12 protein-coding genes are annotated in these 16951 nt (G+C 68.5%); 5 read left to right on the forward strand and 7 right to left on the reverse strand.

Going from position 1 to position 16951, the window contains the following annotated elements; all coding sequences use genetic code 11:
* Positions 1–43: 43 nt before the first annotated feature.
* Positions 44–1870 (reverse strand): putative 2OG-Fe(II) oxygenase, encoded by a 1827-nt coding sequence (locus tag ACXJLH_RS11740; RefSeq protein WP_457444219.1) that lies wholly within the window; start codon positions 1868–1870, stop codon positions 44–46.
* A 98-nt stretch (positions 1871–1968) separates the two neighbouring features.
* A complete protein-coding gene (locus ACXJLH_RS11745; RefSeq protein WP_457444221.1) occupies positions 1969–4893 on the reverse strand; it encodes a TonB-dependent receptor domain-containing protein in 2925 nt (974 codons plus the stop codon).
* 344 nt (positions 4894–5237) lie between these two features.
* On the opposite strand from ACXJLH_RS11745, the gene ACXJLH_RS11750 reads away from it, so the two are divergent.
* Positions 5238–6470 (forward strand): NAD(P)/FAD-dependent oxidoreductase, encoded by a 1233-nt coding sequence (locus ACXJLH_RS11750; RefSeq protein WP_457444223.1) that lies wholly within the window; start codon positions 5238–5240, stop codon positions 6468–6470.
* Between the two features lie 59 nt (positions 6471–6529).
* On the opposite strand, the gene pcaF is transcribed toward ACXJLH_RS11750, so the two are convergent.
* The 3 genes from pcaF to ACXJLH_RS11765 are packed head-to-tail and all read right to left on the reverse strand — an operon-like array spanning position 6530 to position 9935.
* A complete protein-coding gene (pcaF, locus tag ACXJLH_RS11755; RefSeq protein ID WP_457444225.1) occupies positions 6530–7732 on the reverse strand; it encodes a 3-oxoadipyl-CoA thiolase in 1203 nt (400 codons plus the stop codon).
* Positions 7729–9141: an FAD-dependent oxidoreductase gene (locus ACXJLH_RS11760; protein ID WP_457444227.1), complete on the reverse strand. Its 1413-nt coding sequence runs from the start codon at positions 9139–9141 to the stop codon at positions 7729–7731. Before ACXJLH_RS11760 ends, pcaF begins: the two co-directional genes overlap by 4 nt.
* The gene (locus tag ACXJLH_RS11765) at positions 9138–9935 is read right to left on the reverse strand and encodes an enoyl-CoA hydratase-related protein (protein ID WP_457444229.1); all 798 of its coding nucleotides are present in this window, start codon (positions 9933–9935) and stop codon (positions 9138–9140) included. Before ACXJLH_RS11765 ends, ACXJLH_RS11760 begins: the two co-directional genes overlap by 4 nt.
* Positions 9936–10051: 116 nt before the next feature.
* Here ACXJLH_RS11765 and ACXJLH_RS11770 point away from each other — a divergent pair, with 116 nt between their 5' ends.
* From ACXJLH_RS11770 to ACXJLH_RS11785, 4 genes are all read left to right on the forward strand, one after another.
* The gene (locus ACXJLH_RS11770; protein ID WP_457444231.1) at positions 10052–11086 is read left to right on the forward strand and encodes a sensor histidine kinase; all 1035 of its coding nucleotides are present in this window, start codon (positions 10052–10054) and stop codon (positions 11084–11086) included.
* Positions 11083–11841 (forward strand): LytR/AlgR family response regulator transcription factor, encoded by a 759-nt coding sequence (locus ACXJLH_RS11775; RefSeq protein WP_056200671.1) that lies wholly within the window; start codon positions 11083–11085, stop codon positions 11839–11841. Before ACXJLH_RS11770 ends, ACXJLH_RS11775 begins: the two co-directional genes overlap by 4 nt.
* A gap of 107 nt (positions 11842–11948) precedes the next feature.
* Positions 11949–13667, forward strand: coding sequence for a M14 family metallopeptidase (locus tag ACXJLH_RS11780; RefSeq protein ID WP_056200673.1), 1719 nt, complete (start codon positions 11949–11951; stop codon positions 13665–13667).
* A gap of 202 nt (positions 13668–13869) precedes the next feature.
* Positions 13870–14967, forward strand: a complete 1098-nt coding sequence (locus tag ACXJLH_RS11785) for a Fic family protein (protein WP_457389872.1) — start codon at positions 13870–13872, stop codon at positions 14965–14967.
* On the opposite strand, the gene ACXJLH_RS11790 is transcribed toward ACXJLH_RS11785, so the two are convergent.
* Entirely contained in the window at positions 14964–15962 is a 999-nt protein-coding gene (locus ACXJLH_RS11790; RefSeq protein WP_457389873.1) for a substrate-binding domain-containing protein, read from the reverse strand. The genes ACXJLH_RS11785 and ACXJLH_RS11790 overlap by 4 nt on opposite strands.
* Before the next feature lie 73 nt (positions 15963–16035).
* Complete coding sequence (locus tag ACXJLH_RS11795; protein ID WP_056200679.1) at positions 16036–16902, reverse strand: 23S rRNA (adenine(2030)-N(6))-methyltransferase RlmJ; 867 nt, start codon at positions 16900–16902, stop codon at positions 16036–16038.
* Positions 16903–16951 lie beyond the last annotated feature (49 nt).

Raw genomic sequence — 16951 nt, forward strand, 5'->3', positions numbered from 1 at the left:
CGCGCCCGCGTTCAGCGCGGCGCGACTGGACGAGGGGCTTCATTCAGTCCGGCAGCACGTCGAAGGCTACCGTCAGCCGGTAGGCCTCGTCCTGGAACGGCGTGGTGCCGTGCCACAGATAGGACGGGAACAGCACCAGGCGACCGGGCCGCGGTGCCTCCATGCGCCGTGGCGGCAGGCTTGAGCGCAGCGGCTCGGGCAGGTCGGGCTCGCCAAACTTGATCCAGCCGTCGCGGCTGCCTTCGCGCAGGGCGCTCGGCGGCGTGGCCACGTAGTAGCAACTGCTCAGCCAGCCATGGCTGTGGATGTGGTTGGTGTGGAAGCCGCTGCGGCGCAGCCGCGAACTCCAGCTGTCGGTGAAATGCCAGGCCTGCGGGGGCGCGGGCAGGCGACCGAGGAAGGGGTGTCCAGGCTCGGCTGGCAGGTTCGCCAGCCAGGCGCTGATGGCCGTGGTGATCTGACGTTTCAGCGCCTGCACCAGCGGCAGGTCGAGGTCGAAGATGTCGCCGCGCGTTTGCGTGCCGTGGCGCAGTGTCTGGTCGATGGGCGCCTGGGCATCGGTGTGCAGCCGCGTCAGCTCCTCGGCCAGCGCGGCGTTGAAGCTGGCGATATCGGCCCAGCCGGCAGGCGGCTCGATGTCGATGACGGCCACGCAGCGATCCAGGTCGTTCAGCCAGTCGGCACGCGGGTCGCCCGTCAGCCGCCAGCCCGTGCCGACGAGGGCCAGTGCATGCTGGTTCTCCGGCGCCAGCGCGAAGGCGCGTTCGGCCAGCGCCAGGCCCTCGGCGGATTGACCGGCGGCGTAAAGGCTGCGCGCTGCGTTGCTCAGCACCGTCACGCTGTCCGGTGCCAGCGAAACAGCCTGGCGGTGGGCGATGCAGGACTCCTCGTGGCGGCCCAGCAGGCACAGAGCTTGGCCGAGGCCATCCGCGTACGCCACTGTGGCTGGCGCCAGCGCCGCAGCGCGGCGATAGGCGTCGGCCGCGGCTTCGCCACGTTCCGCGCGCAGCTGCAGCAGGCCCAGCAGGCCGGGCGGCACGTCGGACTCCGGCGCGGCGCGTTCGGCAGCGTCGAGCTCGGCGGTGAAATCGGCATGCCCGAGGGCCCAGCGCAGCTTGGCGAGGTCGTAGAGGCTGAGCGCATGCAGCGGCTGCAGCGCCAGCGCACGGCGGTAGGCGGCCAGCGCCGCATCCGCGCGGCCCAGCGCCTGCAGCGTGTTGCCGAGGTTGTAGTGGGCTTCGGCGACGTCCAGGCCCAGCCCCTGCGCGCGTTCGTGCGCGACGAGCGACTCGGCATGGCGGCCCAGGCGGTGCAGCAGCACGCCGCGGTTGTGGTGCAGCGCGGCGCGGTCGGGCGCGAGCCGCAGCGCGGCGTCCAGCGTCGGCAGCGCGGCGGCCAGCTCGCCGCTTTCCTCCTGAAGCATCGCCAGCAGCTGCAGCGCGTTCGCGTCCTGCGGGCCGAGCCGGGCCGCATCGCGGGCGGCCTGCAATGCGCGCTCGCGTTCGCCGAGATCGCGCCTGAGCCGGGCATGCTCATAGTGGGCGACAGCCAGGTCAGGTTGATGCAGGACGGCCTGGGCAAAGGCTTCGGCCGCCGCCGCGGGACGTTGCAACATCTCCAGCATCTGGCCGCGCGCCAGCCACACGCGCGGCTGCCGCGCCTGCAATTGCAGCGAGCGCGAGAACCAAGCCTCGGCGTCGGCCCATTGCTTGCGCCGGGCGGCGAGCTGGCCCAGCGCGGCGGGTGCCTCGGGAGCGGCAGGCATCTCGCGCAGCGCGCGCTGCAGCAGGGCATCGGCGGCGTCGAGCTGGCCGGCGGCGAGTGCGCGCAGGCCCTGGCCCAGCGAGGAGGCGGGGTGGATGGCTGCCATGGGACGGTATGTGGATGAGCGCGAATTGTCCGCGCCAATAAAAACAGGCCCCGAAGGGCCCGTTTGCAAAACACCCCGAGGGGCGAAACCAGACTTGCTTAGAAGTTGGCTTGGACGGTCGCGGTATAGCGGCGGCCAATGATGTCGTAGACGCTCGGGAACGTGTTGCCGTAGTTGCTCGAACCCGGGCCGATGCCGGTGCCGATCAGCGGCGGCTGCTTGTCGAACAGGTTGTTGACCGTCATCGACAGCTTGATGTTCTTGCTGACTTGCCACGAACCATTCAGGTCGAAGTATTCGAAGGCCTTGATGGACTCGTTCGAAGGCAGGAACTTGCCCTTGTTGTTGGCCGCCGCACCGGTGGTCTGCACGTTGGCAGCGCCGATATGACGCCAGTTCAGGCCCAGCCCGTAGTCACCCAGCGTCCAGGACGCCCGCGCGTTGAACCGCGTCTTGGAGTAGGGCGTACCCACATCGACGCCGTAGTAGCCAGCTTGCTCCAGTGTCTGCACGTTCGGCAGCGACTTGAAATCAGCGCGCTTCAGATAGGCCAGCTGCATGCTCAGATCAAGGCGACCCCAGTTGGCCAGGCCCAGCTTCTTCAACGGCAGACGGTAGTTCGCGCCCAGGTCGATACCCGAGAAGTTGTAGAAGCCGAGGTTGGACGACTGGGTGCTCACGCCCTTGCTGCCGGTACCGTTCAGGCCGCCATTCAGCGGATCACGCTGGATCAGCTGGCAGAAGGAGTTGTACGTGAAGCCCGGATTTCCGACGTAGCAGCCATCGATGACCTGGGAAGCCGTCGCGCTCGACACGGCGCCGTTGATCTTGATCTTCCAGAAGTCCAGGGTGATCGACAGGTTGTCGATGAAGTCCGGCTCCCACACCACGCCCAGGGTGGTCGTGTCGGCCTTCTCAGGGCCGAGGTTGGGGTTGCCGCCGCCGGTGTTGTTGATCTGGTTGGACGAGGGGGACGCGACGTTGCCGATCTGGGCCGCCGGCACACCGGTCTGCTGGCACAGGTTGGTCAGCGTGCCGGCCTTGCCTGCGTCAGCGGTATTGATCAGGGCCAATTGGCAGGGGTCCACGCTCTGCGACGACAGGCCAGTCGTCACCGGAGCGTACAGCTCGTTCACGTTCGGCGCGCGGGTGGCGCGCTGGCTTTCGCCGCGCAGACGCAGGCCCTTCATGGGCGCGTAGTCAAATGACTTCTTCCAGCTGCCGTAGCTCTTGGTGCCGCCGATCGAGTCGAACTCGGTGTCACGATAGCCGTAGCCGACGTTCAGCGAGTAGACGAACGGCTTGTTCTGCACCAGCGGCAGGGTGGCTTCGCCATAGACCTCGCGGAACTTCAGCGTACCGCTGCGGTCAGGCGTCGGGGAGCCCGAACCCAGCAGTTCGCCCTGGGTCTGCACGACCGCGTCGGACGCATTACCGCCGAACACCGTGCGGTCTTCGTAGCCAATGGCAACGCCCAGCGGGTTCTTCGCCCACGGGCTCTTGGCGAAGGCGACTTCACCGTTGGCGGACCCGGCCACGACCTTCTGCTCGACGCGGGTGGTCTGGAAGGTCGGCGTGGCGATGAAGGCCAGCATCTCCGGGGTGATGCTGCCGGCAGCGCCGAACAAGTTGATCGGCACGCAACCACCGCTGGTCACGGTACAGGCCGTCGTGCTGAGGGCCTTCGTGGCCTGCTGCAGCTTGGTGGCCGAGAAGCCGTTGCCCGTGCGCTGGGTCTGGTCCGAGCGGCCGGTCTGGAAGTAGGCGTCGTAGCTCCAGCCTTCGAACATCGGGATGTCGCCACGCACACCGGCGGTGTACTGGGTCGTTGCGTTGTCGTAGCTGTAGATGCGCGGACCGGCTTCGACGAAGCGGCGGGCAACGTTGGCGCGGAAGGTGGTGGCGCCGCCAGCCACGCACTTCGGATCGTTGGCACCGAGCGCGAACACGGTCGTGTACGCATTGCAGAGCTGCGACCGAACCGCCGGCGTGATGTAGGGGTTGCCGATTGGAATGTCGAGCCCCGCGCCGAAGGTACCCGACGGAGCCAGATTCAGCGTCACGTTGGACTTCGTGTGGAAGATTTCCGCGTAGACCTCGGCGTTGTCGTTGATCTGGTAGCGGCCCATGGCCGTGACCTGCGTGCGGGTCAGCGGTGTTTCGAAGTAGTTCGGCGGGTTGGTGTTGTAGCCATCCGGCGGGCCGGAGGTCACGGCAGAACGCAGCAGGCCGGTGGTGCCGTCGATGACGCGGTTGCCGGCGATGGGTGTGGGCATGCCCGAGAACACGGCGGGCACGGCGGTTCCGGAGAAGCCGCCAGGGTTGCCGCTCGCCGAGGAGATCACGGTGCCGGCGTAGTCCCGCTCACCCAACTTCAGCGGGTTGGTGCGCGTGTTGCCGATGTGCAGCACGACGTTGCCCTTGCCGTCGGCCAGGTTGGCGCCCATCGTCAGGTCGTTCTTGTAGCGGTTCGCGTCACCCTTTTCGGAGGCGCTGTACAGCGTAGTGGCTTCGACGCCGGAGAAACTGCGCTTGGTGATGAAGTTCACCACGCCGGACACAGCGTCGGCACCGTAAACGGCGGAAGCGCCGCCAGTCACGAGGTCAACACGCTCGAGCAGCGAGACGGGGATAGTGTTGGTATCGACCACGCCGCCAAGGGTGGCGGGAACGATACGGCGGCCGTTGATCAGCACCAGCGTGCGGTTGGAGCCGATGCCGCGCAAGTCGATCGACGCGATACCCGTCGAACCGTTGTTCATGTTCGGGCCAATGGCCGGATAGGACGAAGGCAGGCCACGCACCAGCTCTTCAACCGCGACGGGCTGCTTGATGCTGATATCTTCCTTGCCAACCGAGGTGATCGGGCTGCTGGACTCGGCGCCCACGGACTTGATGCGCGAACCGGTGACTTCAATGCGTTCGAGCTTTTCGGTCGAGGCCTCTTGGGCCATTGCCGAGCCGGCGCTCAGCGCGCCGATCATCGCCAGCGCGGCTGCGCTTCGGGCGTTTCGTTTAAACATGACTACTCCTTCGTGAGGACGTTCTCAACGCTGTGTTGCAGGTGATTTGGAAATGCGAGTCCCTCGCGGAGAAACGCCTTTTCGCGGCGCGAGTCTGGCGACTGGCAGCATCCGGGCCGATCCGGGTAGGCCCCAATAGACTCTGCAAGCTGCTGTTCCTCGTGCTTTACACAACAGAAACCTAGGGGTTACACCGCCCCAAGCAGGGGGTGTAGGAGGGCATGGGCGTTGTCACATCGCTACACAAATTCCCTGCTCAGCTCACAGTCAGGACGGGAGTCGCAGTGATAAGGAGGTCACGGCCGACTTCTAGAATCGCCGACCCCATCGAATTGCCAATCCAATTGACTGCTATTACGGAAGGCACCGGCCCTGCCGCCAGGCTGGCCTGCGACGTCCTCATCATCGGCGCCGGCCCCGCTGGCAGCGCCTGCGCACGGGTGCTGGCTCGGTCGGGCGTGGATGTCCTGCTGGTCGACCAGCACCCGCCCGGCCGCGACAAGATCTGCGGCGACGGCCTGATCCCGGACGCCCACAAGGCCCTGGCCCGCCTGGGCCTGCTGGACGACGTCATGCACCGCGCCCAGGCCGTGGCCCATGTGGGCTGCATCGGCCCGCGGGGCGGCCGCATTGACGTGCCAGGCTCACTGGCGGTGCTGCCGCGCAAGGAGCTGGACGCGTTGCTGCTGAGCGCCGCCCGGGAGGCGGGCGCACGCTTCGAGCAAGCACGCTTCGAGGCGCCGTTGGAGACCGATGGCCGCGTCGTCGGTGCGCGGCTCAAGCGGGGCGATGAGATCGTCGAGGTCGCCGCGCGATGGGTCGTGCTCGCGACCGGCGCCGTGCCCAGGGCGTTGACCGCGGCCGGCATGTGCGAGCGCCACACGCCCAGCGGCGTGGCCCTGCGCGGTTATGTGAAGGCGCCGCAGATGGTCGGCAGGATCAAGGCGCTGGAAGTCGTCTGGGACAAGTCGGTGCGGCCCGGCTATGGCTGGATCTTCCCGGCGCCGGATGGCCACTTCAACATCGGCGTCGGCGTGACGGACAGCCACAAGGATCTCGGTGGCGGCAAGGGCCAGAAGAAGGACGTCAACCTGCGCGCCATCTTTGATGCCTTTGTCGCCAAGTACGCGCCGGCGGCCGAGCTGATGCGGGTCGGTGAGTTGGTCGGTGAGCTCAAGGGCGCCCCGCTGCGCTGCACGCTGACCGGCGCCACCTGGGCGCGCCCCGGCCTGCTCGTCACCGGCGAGGCTGCCGGAAGCACCTATTCCTTCACCGGTGAAGGCATCGGCAAGGCCATGGAGACCGGCATGCTGGCGGCCGACGCCATCCTGGCGCACGCCGACGATGCCGCAGCCCGCGCCGCCTACGTGGCCGCGCTGACGGCCCTCAAGCCCAAGTTCGAGCTCTACGAGCGCGCCAACCGCGTCAACGCCCACCCCTGGCTGGCCGACCTGCTGATCTGGCGCGCCAAGAAGAGCCCGCGCCTGCTCAGGCGCATGAGCGGTGTGCTCAACGAGACCAGCAACCCGGGCAATCTCGTCAGCTTCAAGGGCATCAGCCGACTCTTTTTCGAGTAGTCCTGATCAGTTGGGGACAGAGCGTGGCGCTGCGCGCCAAGGTCCGTCCCGCAAGGTCATCAGACGCGCTCGACGATGAGCGCGATGCCCTGCCCGACGCCAATGCACATCGTGCACAGCGCATAGCGGCCGCCCGTCAGCTCGAGCTGGTTGATTGCCGTCGTCACCAGGCGTGCGCCGCTGGCACCGAGCGGATGGCCCAGCGCGATGGCGCCGCCGTTGGGGTTCACGCGGGCATCGTCGTCCGCCAGGCCCAGGTCACGCAGCACGGCCAGGCCTTGCGCGGCAAACGCCTCGTTCAGCTCGATGACGTCCATCTGCGCCAGCGTCAGGCCCGTCAGCGCCATGACCTTGCGCGTCGCCGGTGCCGGGCCTATGCCCATGATGCGCGGCGCGACGCCGGCCGTGGCCATGCCGACGACGCGGGCGCGAGGCTTGAGGCCGTGGCGCGCAGCCTCTGCTTCGCTGGCCAGCAGCAGGGCGCAGGCACCGTCGTTGACGCCGCTCGCATTCCCAGCCGTCACCGATCCGTCGGGCTTGACCACGCCCTTGAGCTTGGCCAGCGCTTCGATGCTGGTCTCGCGCGGGTGCTCGTCCAGCACCACGCGCAGCGGGTCGCCCTTCTTCTGCGGCACCTCCACCGGCACGATCTCCCGCTCGAAGAAGCCGCGCTTCTGCGCCGCGATGGCTTTCATCTGCGAGGCCAGCGCCATGCGGTCCTGGGCCTCGCGCTCGATGCCGAAATCGGCGGCCACGTTCTCCGCCGTCTCGGGCATGGCGTCGACGCCGTACTGCGCCTTCATCTGCTTGTTGACGAAGCGCCAGCCGATCGTCGTGTCATAGACGGCGTTGGCGCGGCTGAAGGCCGACTCGGCCTTGGGGCTAACAAAGGGCGCGCGGCTCATGCTCTCGACGCCGCCGGCGATCATCAGCCCGGCCTCGCCGGCGCGGATGGCGCGCGCGGCGGTGCCGATGGCGTCCAGGCCCGAGCCGCACAGGCGGTTGACCGTGCTGCCAGGCACATCCACCGGCAGGCCAGCCAGCAGCGCGGCCATGCGGGCGACGTTGCGGTTGTCCTCGCCAGCCTGGTTGGCACAGCCGTAGATGACATCGGCCACTTGAGCCCAGTCGACATTCGCATTGCGCGCCATCAGCGCCTTGATCGGCAGCGCCCCGAGGTCATCGGTGCGGATGGAGGACAGCGCGCCGCCGTAGCGGCCGAAGGGCGTGCGAATCGCGTCGCAGATGAAAGCTTGATTCATTTGAGATATGGGCTCACGCGATAACGCTCGCCGCGATAGTGGTGATCGAGTCGGTTCAGCAGCGCGGCGACCGGTGCCGAGCCCCAGAAGGCCAGCCATTCGAAGGGCCCGGCCGGGTAGTTGACGCCCAGCTTCATGGCCGCATCGGCGCCGGCCTCGTCGCAGACGCCCTGGGCGACGGCATCCGCCGCCTCGTTGATCAGCATGGCGATGGTGCGCGCGACGACGAGGCCTGGCAGGTCAGCCACGGCGCGCGGCACCAGGCCCAGGCGGGTCAGCCATTCGGCGGTCTGAGCGTCGCCGGCATAAGCGATGTCGCCGGTCGGCGCCAGTGGCAGATCGAAAACGGCCGTGCCCGGACCGAAGTCGCGAGCGCGACGGCCGTCGGTCAGACGCAGTTGGCGGCCGTCGACGGCCAGGCCGACCCAGTCGCTGTCCAGTTCACGCACGGCCTCGGGCAGATTGGCCACGAAGCGCTCAGCCAGGGCGCCACGGCCATGCACAACGAGACGGGCCGCCCGCGGCGGCGCAATGCTGACGGCCGGCAGGGTCGGCGCGCCCTCGGGGTAGCGGTAAAAGCCCCGCCCGCTCTTGCGGCCGAAGAAGCCGGCGTCGACCAACTCCTGCTGCACCAGCGACGGCGTGAAGCGGCGATCAAAGAAGTTGGCCGCGAAGACCGAGTTGGTCACGGCGAAGTTGGTGTCGTGGCCGATCAGGTCCATCAGCTCGCAGGGCCCCATGCGGAAGCCCGCGGCTCGGAGGACCGCGTCGATGAGCTCGGGCGCCGCGGCGCGATCCTGCAGCAGCATCAGTGTCTCGGCGTAATACGGCCGGGCGATGCGGTTGACGATGAAGCCGGGCGTGGAGCGCGTGTGCACCGCCGTCTTGCCCCAGCGGCCGGCGAGGTCGAAGACGGCCTGCGCGACCTCGGGCGACGTGCCCAGGCCTGACACCACCTCGACCAGCTTCATCAACGGCACCGGGTTGAAGAAGTGCATGCCGACGAGGCGCTCGGGCTTTTGCATGCCGCGCGCCAGCGCCGTCACCGAGATGGACGAGGTGTTGGTGGCGATGACGGCCTCGGGCGGCAGCAGCGCTTCCAGTTCAGCAAACAGCGCGCGCTTGACGTCGAGGTTCTCGACGATGGCCTCGATGACGAGATCGGCCGGTGCCAAGGCCTCGACCGGTGTGATGCGCGCCAGCGCCGCCTGCGCGGCATCGGCCGTCAGCCTGCCCTTGGTGACCAGGCCGTCCAGCATGGCCGAGAGCTTGCTCTTGGCGGCCTCGGCGGCACCGGGGCGGGCGTCAAAGAGCGCCACTTCATGGCCGGCCTGGGCGGCCACCTGGGCAATGCCGGCGCCCATCAGGCCAGCGCCGACGACGAGGATGCGCGAGTTGTTCAAGGTCATTCGGGGGCAGTCCAGTTGGGCTTGCGTTTGCCGAGGAAGGCTGCAAAGCCTTCACGGGCCTCGGCTGTCGTGCGCACACGGGCAATGGTTTGAGCGGTCAGCTCGCGCAACTCGGCCGTGACCGGGCCGGGCGCCAGGCGTGCATAGAGCTGCTTGATCTCGGCCTGCGCCTGCGGGCCGCAGGCGAGCAGGTCGGCCACGAGGGCATCGACGGCGGTGTCCAGGCCTTCTGCCGGCACGACACGCTGCACAAGGCCAACGCGCAGCGCGTCGTCGGCGCCGATGCGGCAGGCCATCAGCGCCAGCCGCCGCGCCTCGCGCAGGCCGACGGCATTGACAAGATGCGGGCCGATGACCGCGGGCAGGATGCCCATGCGGGCCTCGCTGACCGCGAAGCTCGCGGCGTCGGACGCGACGGCCATGTCACAGGCACAGACGAGGCCGACGCCGCCGCCGAGTGCCGCACCCTGCACTCGGGCGATGGTCGGCTTCGGGGTCTCGGCAATACGCGCCAGCATGGCGGAGAAGCGGCGGGCATCGGCGAGGTTGTCGTCCTGCGACGCCGCGGCCGCGCGCTGCATCCACTGCAGGTCCGCACCGGCGCTGAAATGTTTGCCCGAGCCAGCCAGCACGACGACGCGCACGCCGGCGTCGTCGCCGAGCAGCGCAAAAGCCGCGTCGAGCTCGGCGATCAGCGTCTCATCGAAGGCATTGAACACGGCCGGCCGGTTCATCGTCAGCAGGGCCACGCCGTCGTCGCGGCGCTGCAATTCAAGGGAGGTCCAGGAAGGCATGCGGGCATTCTGCACTTTTCCCGACCGATCGGTCGACTGTGCCATTCAAGCGCCCCAGTCCGCCGTTCGCCCGCCCACTGCGGCAGGCGGGGCACGCCGCCTCCTAGACTGCAGCCATGCCTCGCCTCGACGACTACGTCCAATGGTTCTACCCCGGTTCGCGCCGCGTCTTCAAGCCCGAGGAGCTGGCCCGCGCCGGCTCGCAGCCCTGGCCGTCGGGCATTGACCAGTACGTCTTCGTGAACGTGGTGCTGCTGCTGGCCGCGTTCTCGCATCAGATGTCCAAGGGCACACGACCGGTGGCGTGGCTCCTGTCGTTGTTCATCACGTCCGTCGCAATGGCTGTGGCGCGCGGGCTCTGGCGCAACCCTAGCCGGCGCCGCCTCAACATGGCCTGCTACGGTTTTGCAGCGGTCGTCGCCGTGGCCTTCATCGTGCTGATCAAGACGGGCTGGCGCGAGATGGCCGTCGATCACGCCGCGCTGGCCGTGGTGGTGATGACCGCCATCCTGTCGGCCTGGTGGGGGTTGACCGTCTACCGCGTAGACCAGATCGAGGCCCGGCTGCGCGAGCTGGCCGACCAGGACGCCGCGCTGCGCCTGCAGACCCGCCTGGCCGCCGCCCAGATCCAGCCTCATTTCCTGTTCAACACGCTGGCTTCGCTGCAGCATTGGGTGGACACCGGCGACGCCCGCGCCGCACCCTTGCTGCGCGACTTCACGGCCTATCTGCGCGCCACGCTGCCGATGTTCGAACGCGAGCTGCAACCGCTGGCCGACGAGGTCGAGATGGTGCGTCGCTACCTGACCATCATGCAGGCGCGGCTGGGCGCGCGGCTGGCCTTCAGCATCGACGTGCCAGCCCACCTGGACGCTGAACTTCCACCCGGCATCGTGCTGACCCTGGTGGAGAACGCCATCGCCCACGGCATCGAGCCGCAGCTGCGCGGCGGCCACCTGGAGATCGCTGCACGCCAGGAGGCCGGCCGCCTTGTGCTGACCATCAGCGACGACGGCCCCGGCCTCGCGCCCGGCTGGACCGAGAGCATCGGCCTGTCCAACACGCGCCGCCGCCTGGCTGCCGCCTTCCCCACCGCCACATTGACCTTGGCCGATGCCCATCCCGGCTGCGTCGCCACCCTGACCCTATGAACCCCACGACCGCCCTGATCGCCGACGACGAGGAAGCCCCGCGCGAGCAGCTGCGCGCGGCGCTCACCCGCCTCTGGCCCGAGCTGGACATCGTCGCTGCCAGCATGAATGGCGCCGAGGCCTGGGACGACTGCCTGGCCCATGAGCCGGCCATCGCCTTCCTCGACATTCGCATGCCCGGCCTGACCGGTCTGGAGGTGGCGCGCCGCCTGTCGGCGCTGGCCGCACCGCCGCTGATCGTCTTCGTGACCGCCTTCGACGACCAGGCCCTGGCGGCCTTCGATGCCGGCGCGGTGGACTATGTGCTCAAGCCCGTGGACGACATGCGCCTGGCCCAGACCCTCGCCCGCCTGCGTGCCCGCATCGCCCAGCCGGCGCCCGACACGGCGGCCCTGCAGCGCCTGCTGGCTGGTCTCGTGCCGCACAAGCCGGCACCGCGGCCCATCCAGGCCAGCGTCGGCCGCGAGGTGCAGCTGATACCGCCCGACGAGATCGTCTACTTCGAAGCCGATGCCCGCTATACCCGCGTCGTCCACCACGGCGGCGACGCGCTGATCCGCACGCCGCTGCGCGAGCTGCTGACACAGCTCGACCCCGACCAGTTCTGGCAGATCCACCGCAGCGTGCTGGTCAACAGCCGCTGCATCGCGCGCGCCATCCGCATCGACGAGGGCAGCATGGTCGTCACGCTGCGCGGCCGCGACGAGAAGCTGCCCGTGTCGCGCCAGTTCCAGGCCCTCTTCAAGGGCCAGTAAGCGCTGTCGCCCGGGCAAACCCTGGGGGAACAGGTCATGTCGAGTCAGACAATCCGCGCCACTCCAGATGCCCCTAGTTCTTGGGGTCACCCTCCCAGACCGCTGCCATGCCCCTGCCGCTGCCCAACCCGCGCTTCGACCACTTCTACCGCTACGACGAGCTGACGGCCCTGCTGTTCGCCTACGCCGAAGCCCGCCCCAACCTGGTGTCGGTGCGCTCGATCGGCAAGAGCTACGAGGGCCGCGACATCTGGGTCATCGTCGTCACGAACCTGGCCAGCGGCATGGACATCGACAAGCCGGCGATGTGGATCGACGGCAATATCCACGCGGCCGAGCTGACCGCGTCGACGACCTGCCTCTACTACGTGCACCACCTGCTGAAGGAGCACGGCGGCACGTCGGCCGAGGCCCAGCAGATCAACCGCCTGCTGGACACGCGCACCCTCTACATCGTGCCGCGCCTGAACCCCGATGGCGCCGAGCTGGCCCTGGCCGACCGGCCGCGCCATATCCGCAGCTCGACCCGACCCTATCCCTACACCGAAGAGGCCGTCGACGGCCTGACCATCGAGGACGTCGATGGCGACGGCCGCATCCTGACCATGCGCGTGCCGGACCCCCATGGCGGCTACAAGAAGCACGCGGGCGACCCGCGGCTGATGGTGGCGCGCGAGCCCGGCGAGCAGGGCGGCGAGTACTACCGCCTCATCCCCGAGGGCTTCATCAAGAACCACGACGGGCTGACGGTCAAGGTCAACGCCGACCGCGAAGGCCTGGACCTGAACCGCAACTTCCCCGGCGAATGGCGCCAGGAGTTCCAACAGCTCGGTGCCGGCCCCTACCCGACCAGCGAGCCCGAAGTGCGGGCCATGGTGGACTTCATCACCCAGCATCCCAACATCGGCGCGGCCATCAGCTATCACACCCACAGCGGCGTCATCCTGCGCCCCTGCGGCACCCGCAGCGACAACGACATGACGCCCGAGGACCTGTGGTTGTTCCAGAACTTCTCGGCCCTGGGCGAGAAGCACACGGGCTACCCCGCCGTCAGCATCTACGAGGATTTCCGCTACCACCCCAAGGACGTCATCACCGGCACCCAGGACTGGGTCTACGAGCACCTGGGCGCGCTGTTCTGGGTCGTCGAGCTGTGGTCGCCAAGCAAGGAGGCCGGCCTCGAGGTCAAGAAGTTCATCGACTGGTACCGACAGCATCCGGTGGAGGACGACGTCAAGCTGCTGAAGTGGAGCGACGAGCAATGCGGCGGCAAGGCCCATGTCGAATGGACGCCCTTCCAGCATCCGCAGCTGGGTTCCGTGGAGATCGGCGGCTGGGACAAGATGAACTATTGGCGCAACCCGCCGCCGGCCCTGCGCGAGCGCGAGGCGGCGCGCTTTCCGGCCTGGATGACGCAGATCGCCATGAGCCTGCCCAAGCTGGAGCTGATCCGCACCGAGGTGCGAGCACTCGGCCCCGACATGTGGCGGGTGCGCATGGCCGTGGCCAACGCCGGCTATCTGCCGGCCTATGTGACGCAGCGGGCCCTGGAGCGCAAGGCGGTGCGCGGCGTCATGTTCGAGATCCACATGCCCAGCGGCGACCCGGCCATCAGCCTCGTCAACGGCAAGGAGCGCATGGAAGGTCCGCAGCTCGAAGGCCACGCGCCCAAGCAGAGCCAGCTGGCCTTCCTGTTCAACAAGCAGCCCACGGGCGACCGCGCAGTGGCGGAGTGGGTGGTGCGCGCGCCGGTGGGGACGCGGCTGGCGCTGTCAGCGAGTGCGGAGCGGGCAGGGGTGGTGAGGACGGAGGTGGTGCTGGATTGACTGGCAGTCAAGCTCGCAATAAACTGCGCACAAGATATTCAATAGTGATGTAATTCAATGAATTACGTCGCCATTGAGGTACGCAATTTTGCCCGCTACCCTCTACAGCTCCCCGCATCAGTTTGAGCCGCTGCTTCCCCGCCAGGCGCAGCTGGAACCTCTACTTGCCCAGGCACATGACCTGAGTAGCGCCGCTCTTGCCATGGCCGGCCAGCCGGCGCCCGACGAACTTCGCGGCCTGCTGCGGGCCATGAATTCCTACTACTCAAACCGCATCGAGGGCCAGCACACCCGGCCGCTGGAGCTGGAGCAGGCACTCAAGCACGACTTCTCGGCCGACGCCAAGCTGGCCGCCCGGCAGCGTCTGGCACTTGCCCATATCGACGCCGAAGCCGCGCTGGAGCCGCGCTTCAAAGGTGATGACGGCTTGCGCTCGCTCTATGCGCCGGCCACGCTATGCGAGCTGCACCGCGAGCTGTTTGCCCGCCTGCCCGAGTCCGACCTGCACACCGACGAAGGCGAGGCCATCATCCCCGGCCAGTTGCGCAGCCGCGAGGTGCAGGTGGGCCGCCATGTGGCGCCGGCAGCCGCCAGCTTGACCGGCCTGATCGAGCGCTGGGGCGAGGTCTATGCCGGCGTGCGCCGCGGCGAAGCCACGCTGGTGGCGTTGGCGGCAGCGCATCAGAGGCTCGGCTGGATCCACCCTTTCATCGACGGCAATGGCCGTGTCATGCGTCTGCACACCCACCTGGCGCTGGGCGCCCTGGGCTACACGCGGGGCCTGTGGTCCCCGTTGCGGGGCTTCGCGCGCAGCGTGGACCGCTACTACGGCCTGATTGCCGCCGCTGACGAGCCGCGCCGGGGCGACCTGGATGGCCGAGGCAACCTCAGCGAGTCAGCCCTGGTGGACTGGATTGCCTATGTGCTGGACACCTGCCTGGATCAAGTGCGCTTCATGTCCGGGCTGCTGCAACTGTCGGCCATGGAGGGCCGCATGGCCGCCTGCCTCAACTTCGAGCAGACCTCGCTGAAGAGCGGCGTTCGCATCGAAGCGCTGCGGCCGCTGCACTATCTCTTCCTGAGCGGCACCGCGCTGGAGCGTGGCGAATTCAAGCGCATGACCGGCCTGGGCGACCGCACCGCCGTGAGCCTGCTCACCGCGCTGCTCAGGCGCGGTCTGCTGGCCAGCGACAGCCCGCAAGGCCGCGTGCGCTTCGGCCTGCCGCTGCACGCGCTGCGTTTTTATTTCCCGGCACTGTGGCCCGAGGCCGAGGCGGACGTGGCCCAGGCGGGCGGTTAGGTCGCTCTAACGACCAGTTCGGTCGGCATGATCTCGCTGGCGGCGGCCTGGCCGCCGATCAGGTCCAGCACCTTGCGCGCCAGCAGCACGCCGCCGTGATGCCAGTCCTGGCGCACGCTGGTCAGCGGCGGCGCAAAGCTCTGGGCGGCGGGCGAGTCGTCATAGCCGATCACCGAGACCGCATCAGGCACAGCCAGGCCGGCGTCGGTGAAGGCGCGCACAGCGCCCATGGCGAGCAGGTCGCTGGCGGCGAACAGACCGTCGGGCGCCTTGCCGCCTCGACCCAGGTTGGCGAGATGGGCCTGCACGGCCGTGAAGCCGGCGCCGAAGGTGAAGGCCGCCGGCGTCAACGTCTGGGTCTTGAGGCCGGCCTTCTTCAGCGCCTTGGCGAAGCCCTGCTGGCGGTCGCGGATCTCGGCATGGCGCACGTCACCGAGGAAGAGCAGCTCGCGCCGCTGCAGTGTGATGAGGCGCTCGGCCGCACAAGCGCCGCCATGGGCGTTGTCGCCGCCGACCACGACCGAGTCGCCGCGGCCATGCTCGGCACCCCACACCACCATGGGCAGCCCCATCGCCGCGGCCGACTTCACCGCCGAGCCGTTGGCGCCCTGGCCCAGCAGGATGAGGCCATCGGCCGACGCGGCCATGCCCTGGCCGGGGCTTTGCAGGGCCGACAGCAGCACGCTGTAGCCGCGCGAGGTCAGCTCCTGCGTGATGCCGCCGAGCAGCTGCAGCGGGTAGGCGTCGGTCATGGGACGGTCGGTGTCGGGCTGCATCTCCAGCATGACGGCGACCATGTGGCTGCGGCGCAGCCGCAGGTTGCGCGCATGGTGGTTGAAGCGGTAGCCGGCGGCTTCCGCCAGCGTCTTGATGCGCTCGCGCGTGGCCGGCGTGACCGAGGGGCTGTCGCGCAGCGCGCGCGAAACCGTGATCGTGGAGACGCCGGCCAGAGCGGCGATCTGCTCCATCGTGACGGGCTTGGACTCCGTCGTCATTGGTGCACCCTTCGGCCTACGGCCTGTCCCGCCAGGCGGGAGCGAGCTTGCTTGGGGCGGCCCGGCGCGGCGCTCATGCCACTTTCTGTTCCAGCACGTAGTTCGCGCCGTCGTACTGGCCCAGTCGCTCGACGAGCACCGGCAGGCATTCGGCCAGTTCGTCGTGCAGCGTGAACGGCGGGTTGGCGATGAACATGCCGCTGCCCAGCATGCCCAGGCCTTTGCCGTCCGGGCGGTCGGCGGGTTCGGCCACGGTCAGCCGCACATGCAGCCAACCCTTCTTGGCGGCGGCGTCGGCGCTGCCCTTCAGGCGCGCCGCGAGCTGGCTCGATTCGAGCAGCTGCAGCTGCGGGTACCAGATCATGATGACCGTGTCGGCGGCCCGCTCCAGCGCCTCGCGCAACGCCGAAAGCACCTTGCCGTAGTCGCTCTTGATCTCGTAGGACGGGTCCATCAGCAACGCGGCGCGGCGGGTGGGCGAGGGCAGCTCGGCCTTGATGGCGGCAAAGCCGTCGGTGTCGCGCACCTGCGTCTGCGCGCGGCCGTCGAGGTAGCTGGCCAGGATGCGGTGGTCGGTCGAGTGCAGCTCGTAGACGCGCAGCCGGTCGGTCTCGCGCATCAGCATGTTGGCGATGGCCGGCGAGCCCGGGTACTGGCGCAGCTGGCCGCCGGGGTTGAAGGCGCGCACCAGGTCGAGGTAGTCGGCCAGCGGTGCGGGCAGGTCCTTGCGGTCGTAGAGCTTGACGACGCCTTCGGCGTACTCACCCTTCTTCTGCGCATAGCGGCCTTCGACCGAGTAGCCACCGGCGCCTGCATGGGTGTCGATCAGCGTGTAGGGCTTGTCTTTCTCAGCCATGTAGCGCAGCACGCGCGTCAGCACGAGGTGCTTGAGGACGTCGGCATGGTTGCCGGCATGGAAGGCGTGGCGGTAGGCGAGCATGGCGCGATTGTCGCTAACACATCCGCCATCAACCCCACCGGGACGGGGA

The organism is Roseateles sp. P5_E4 (genome assembly GCF_054049255.1).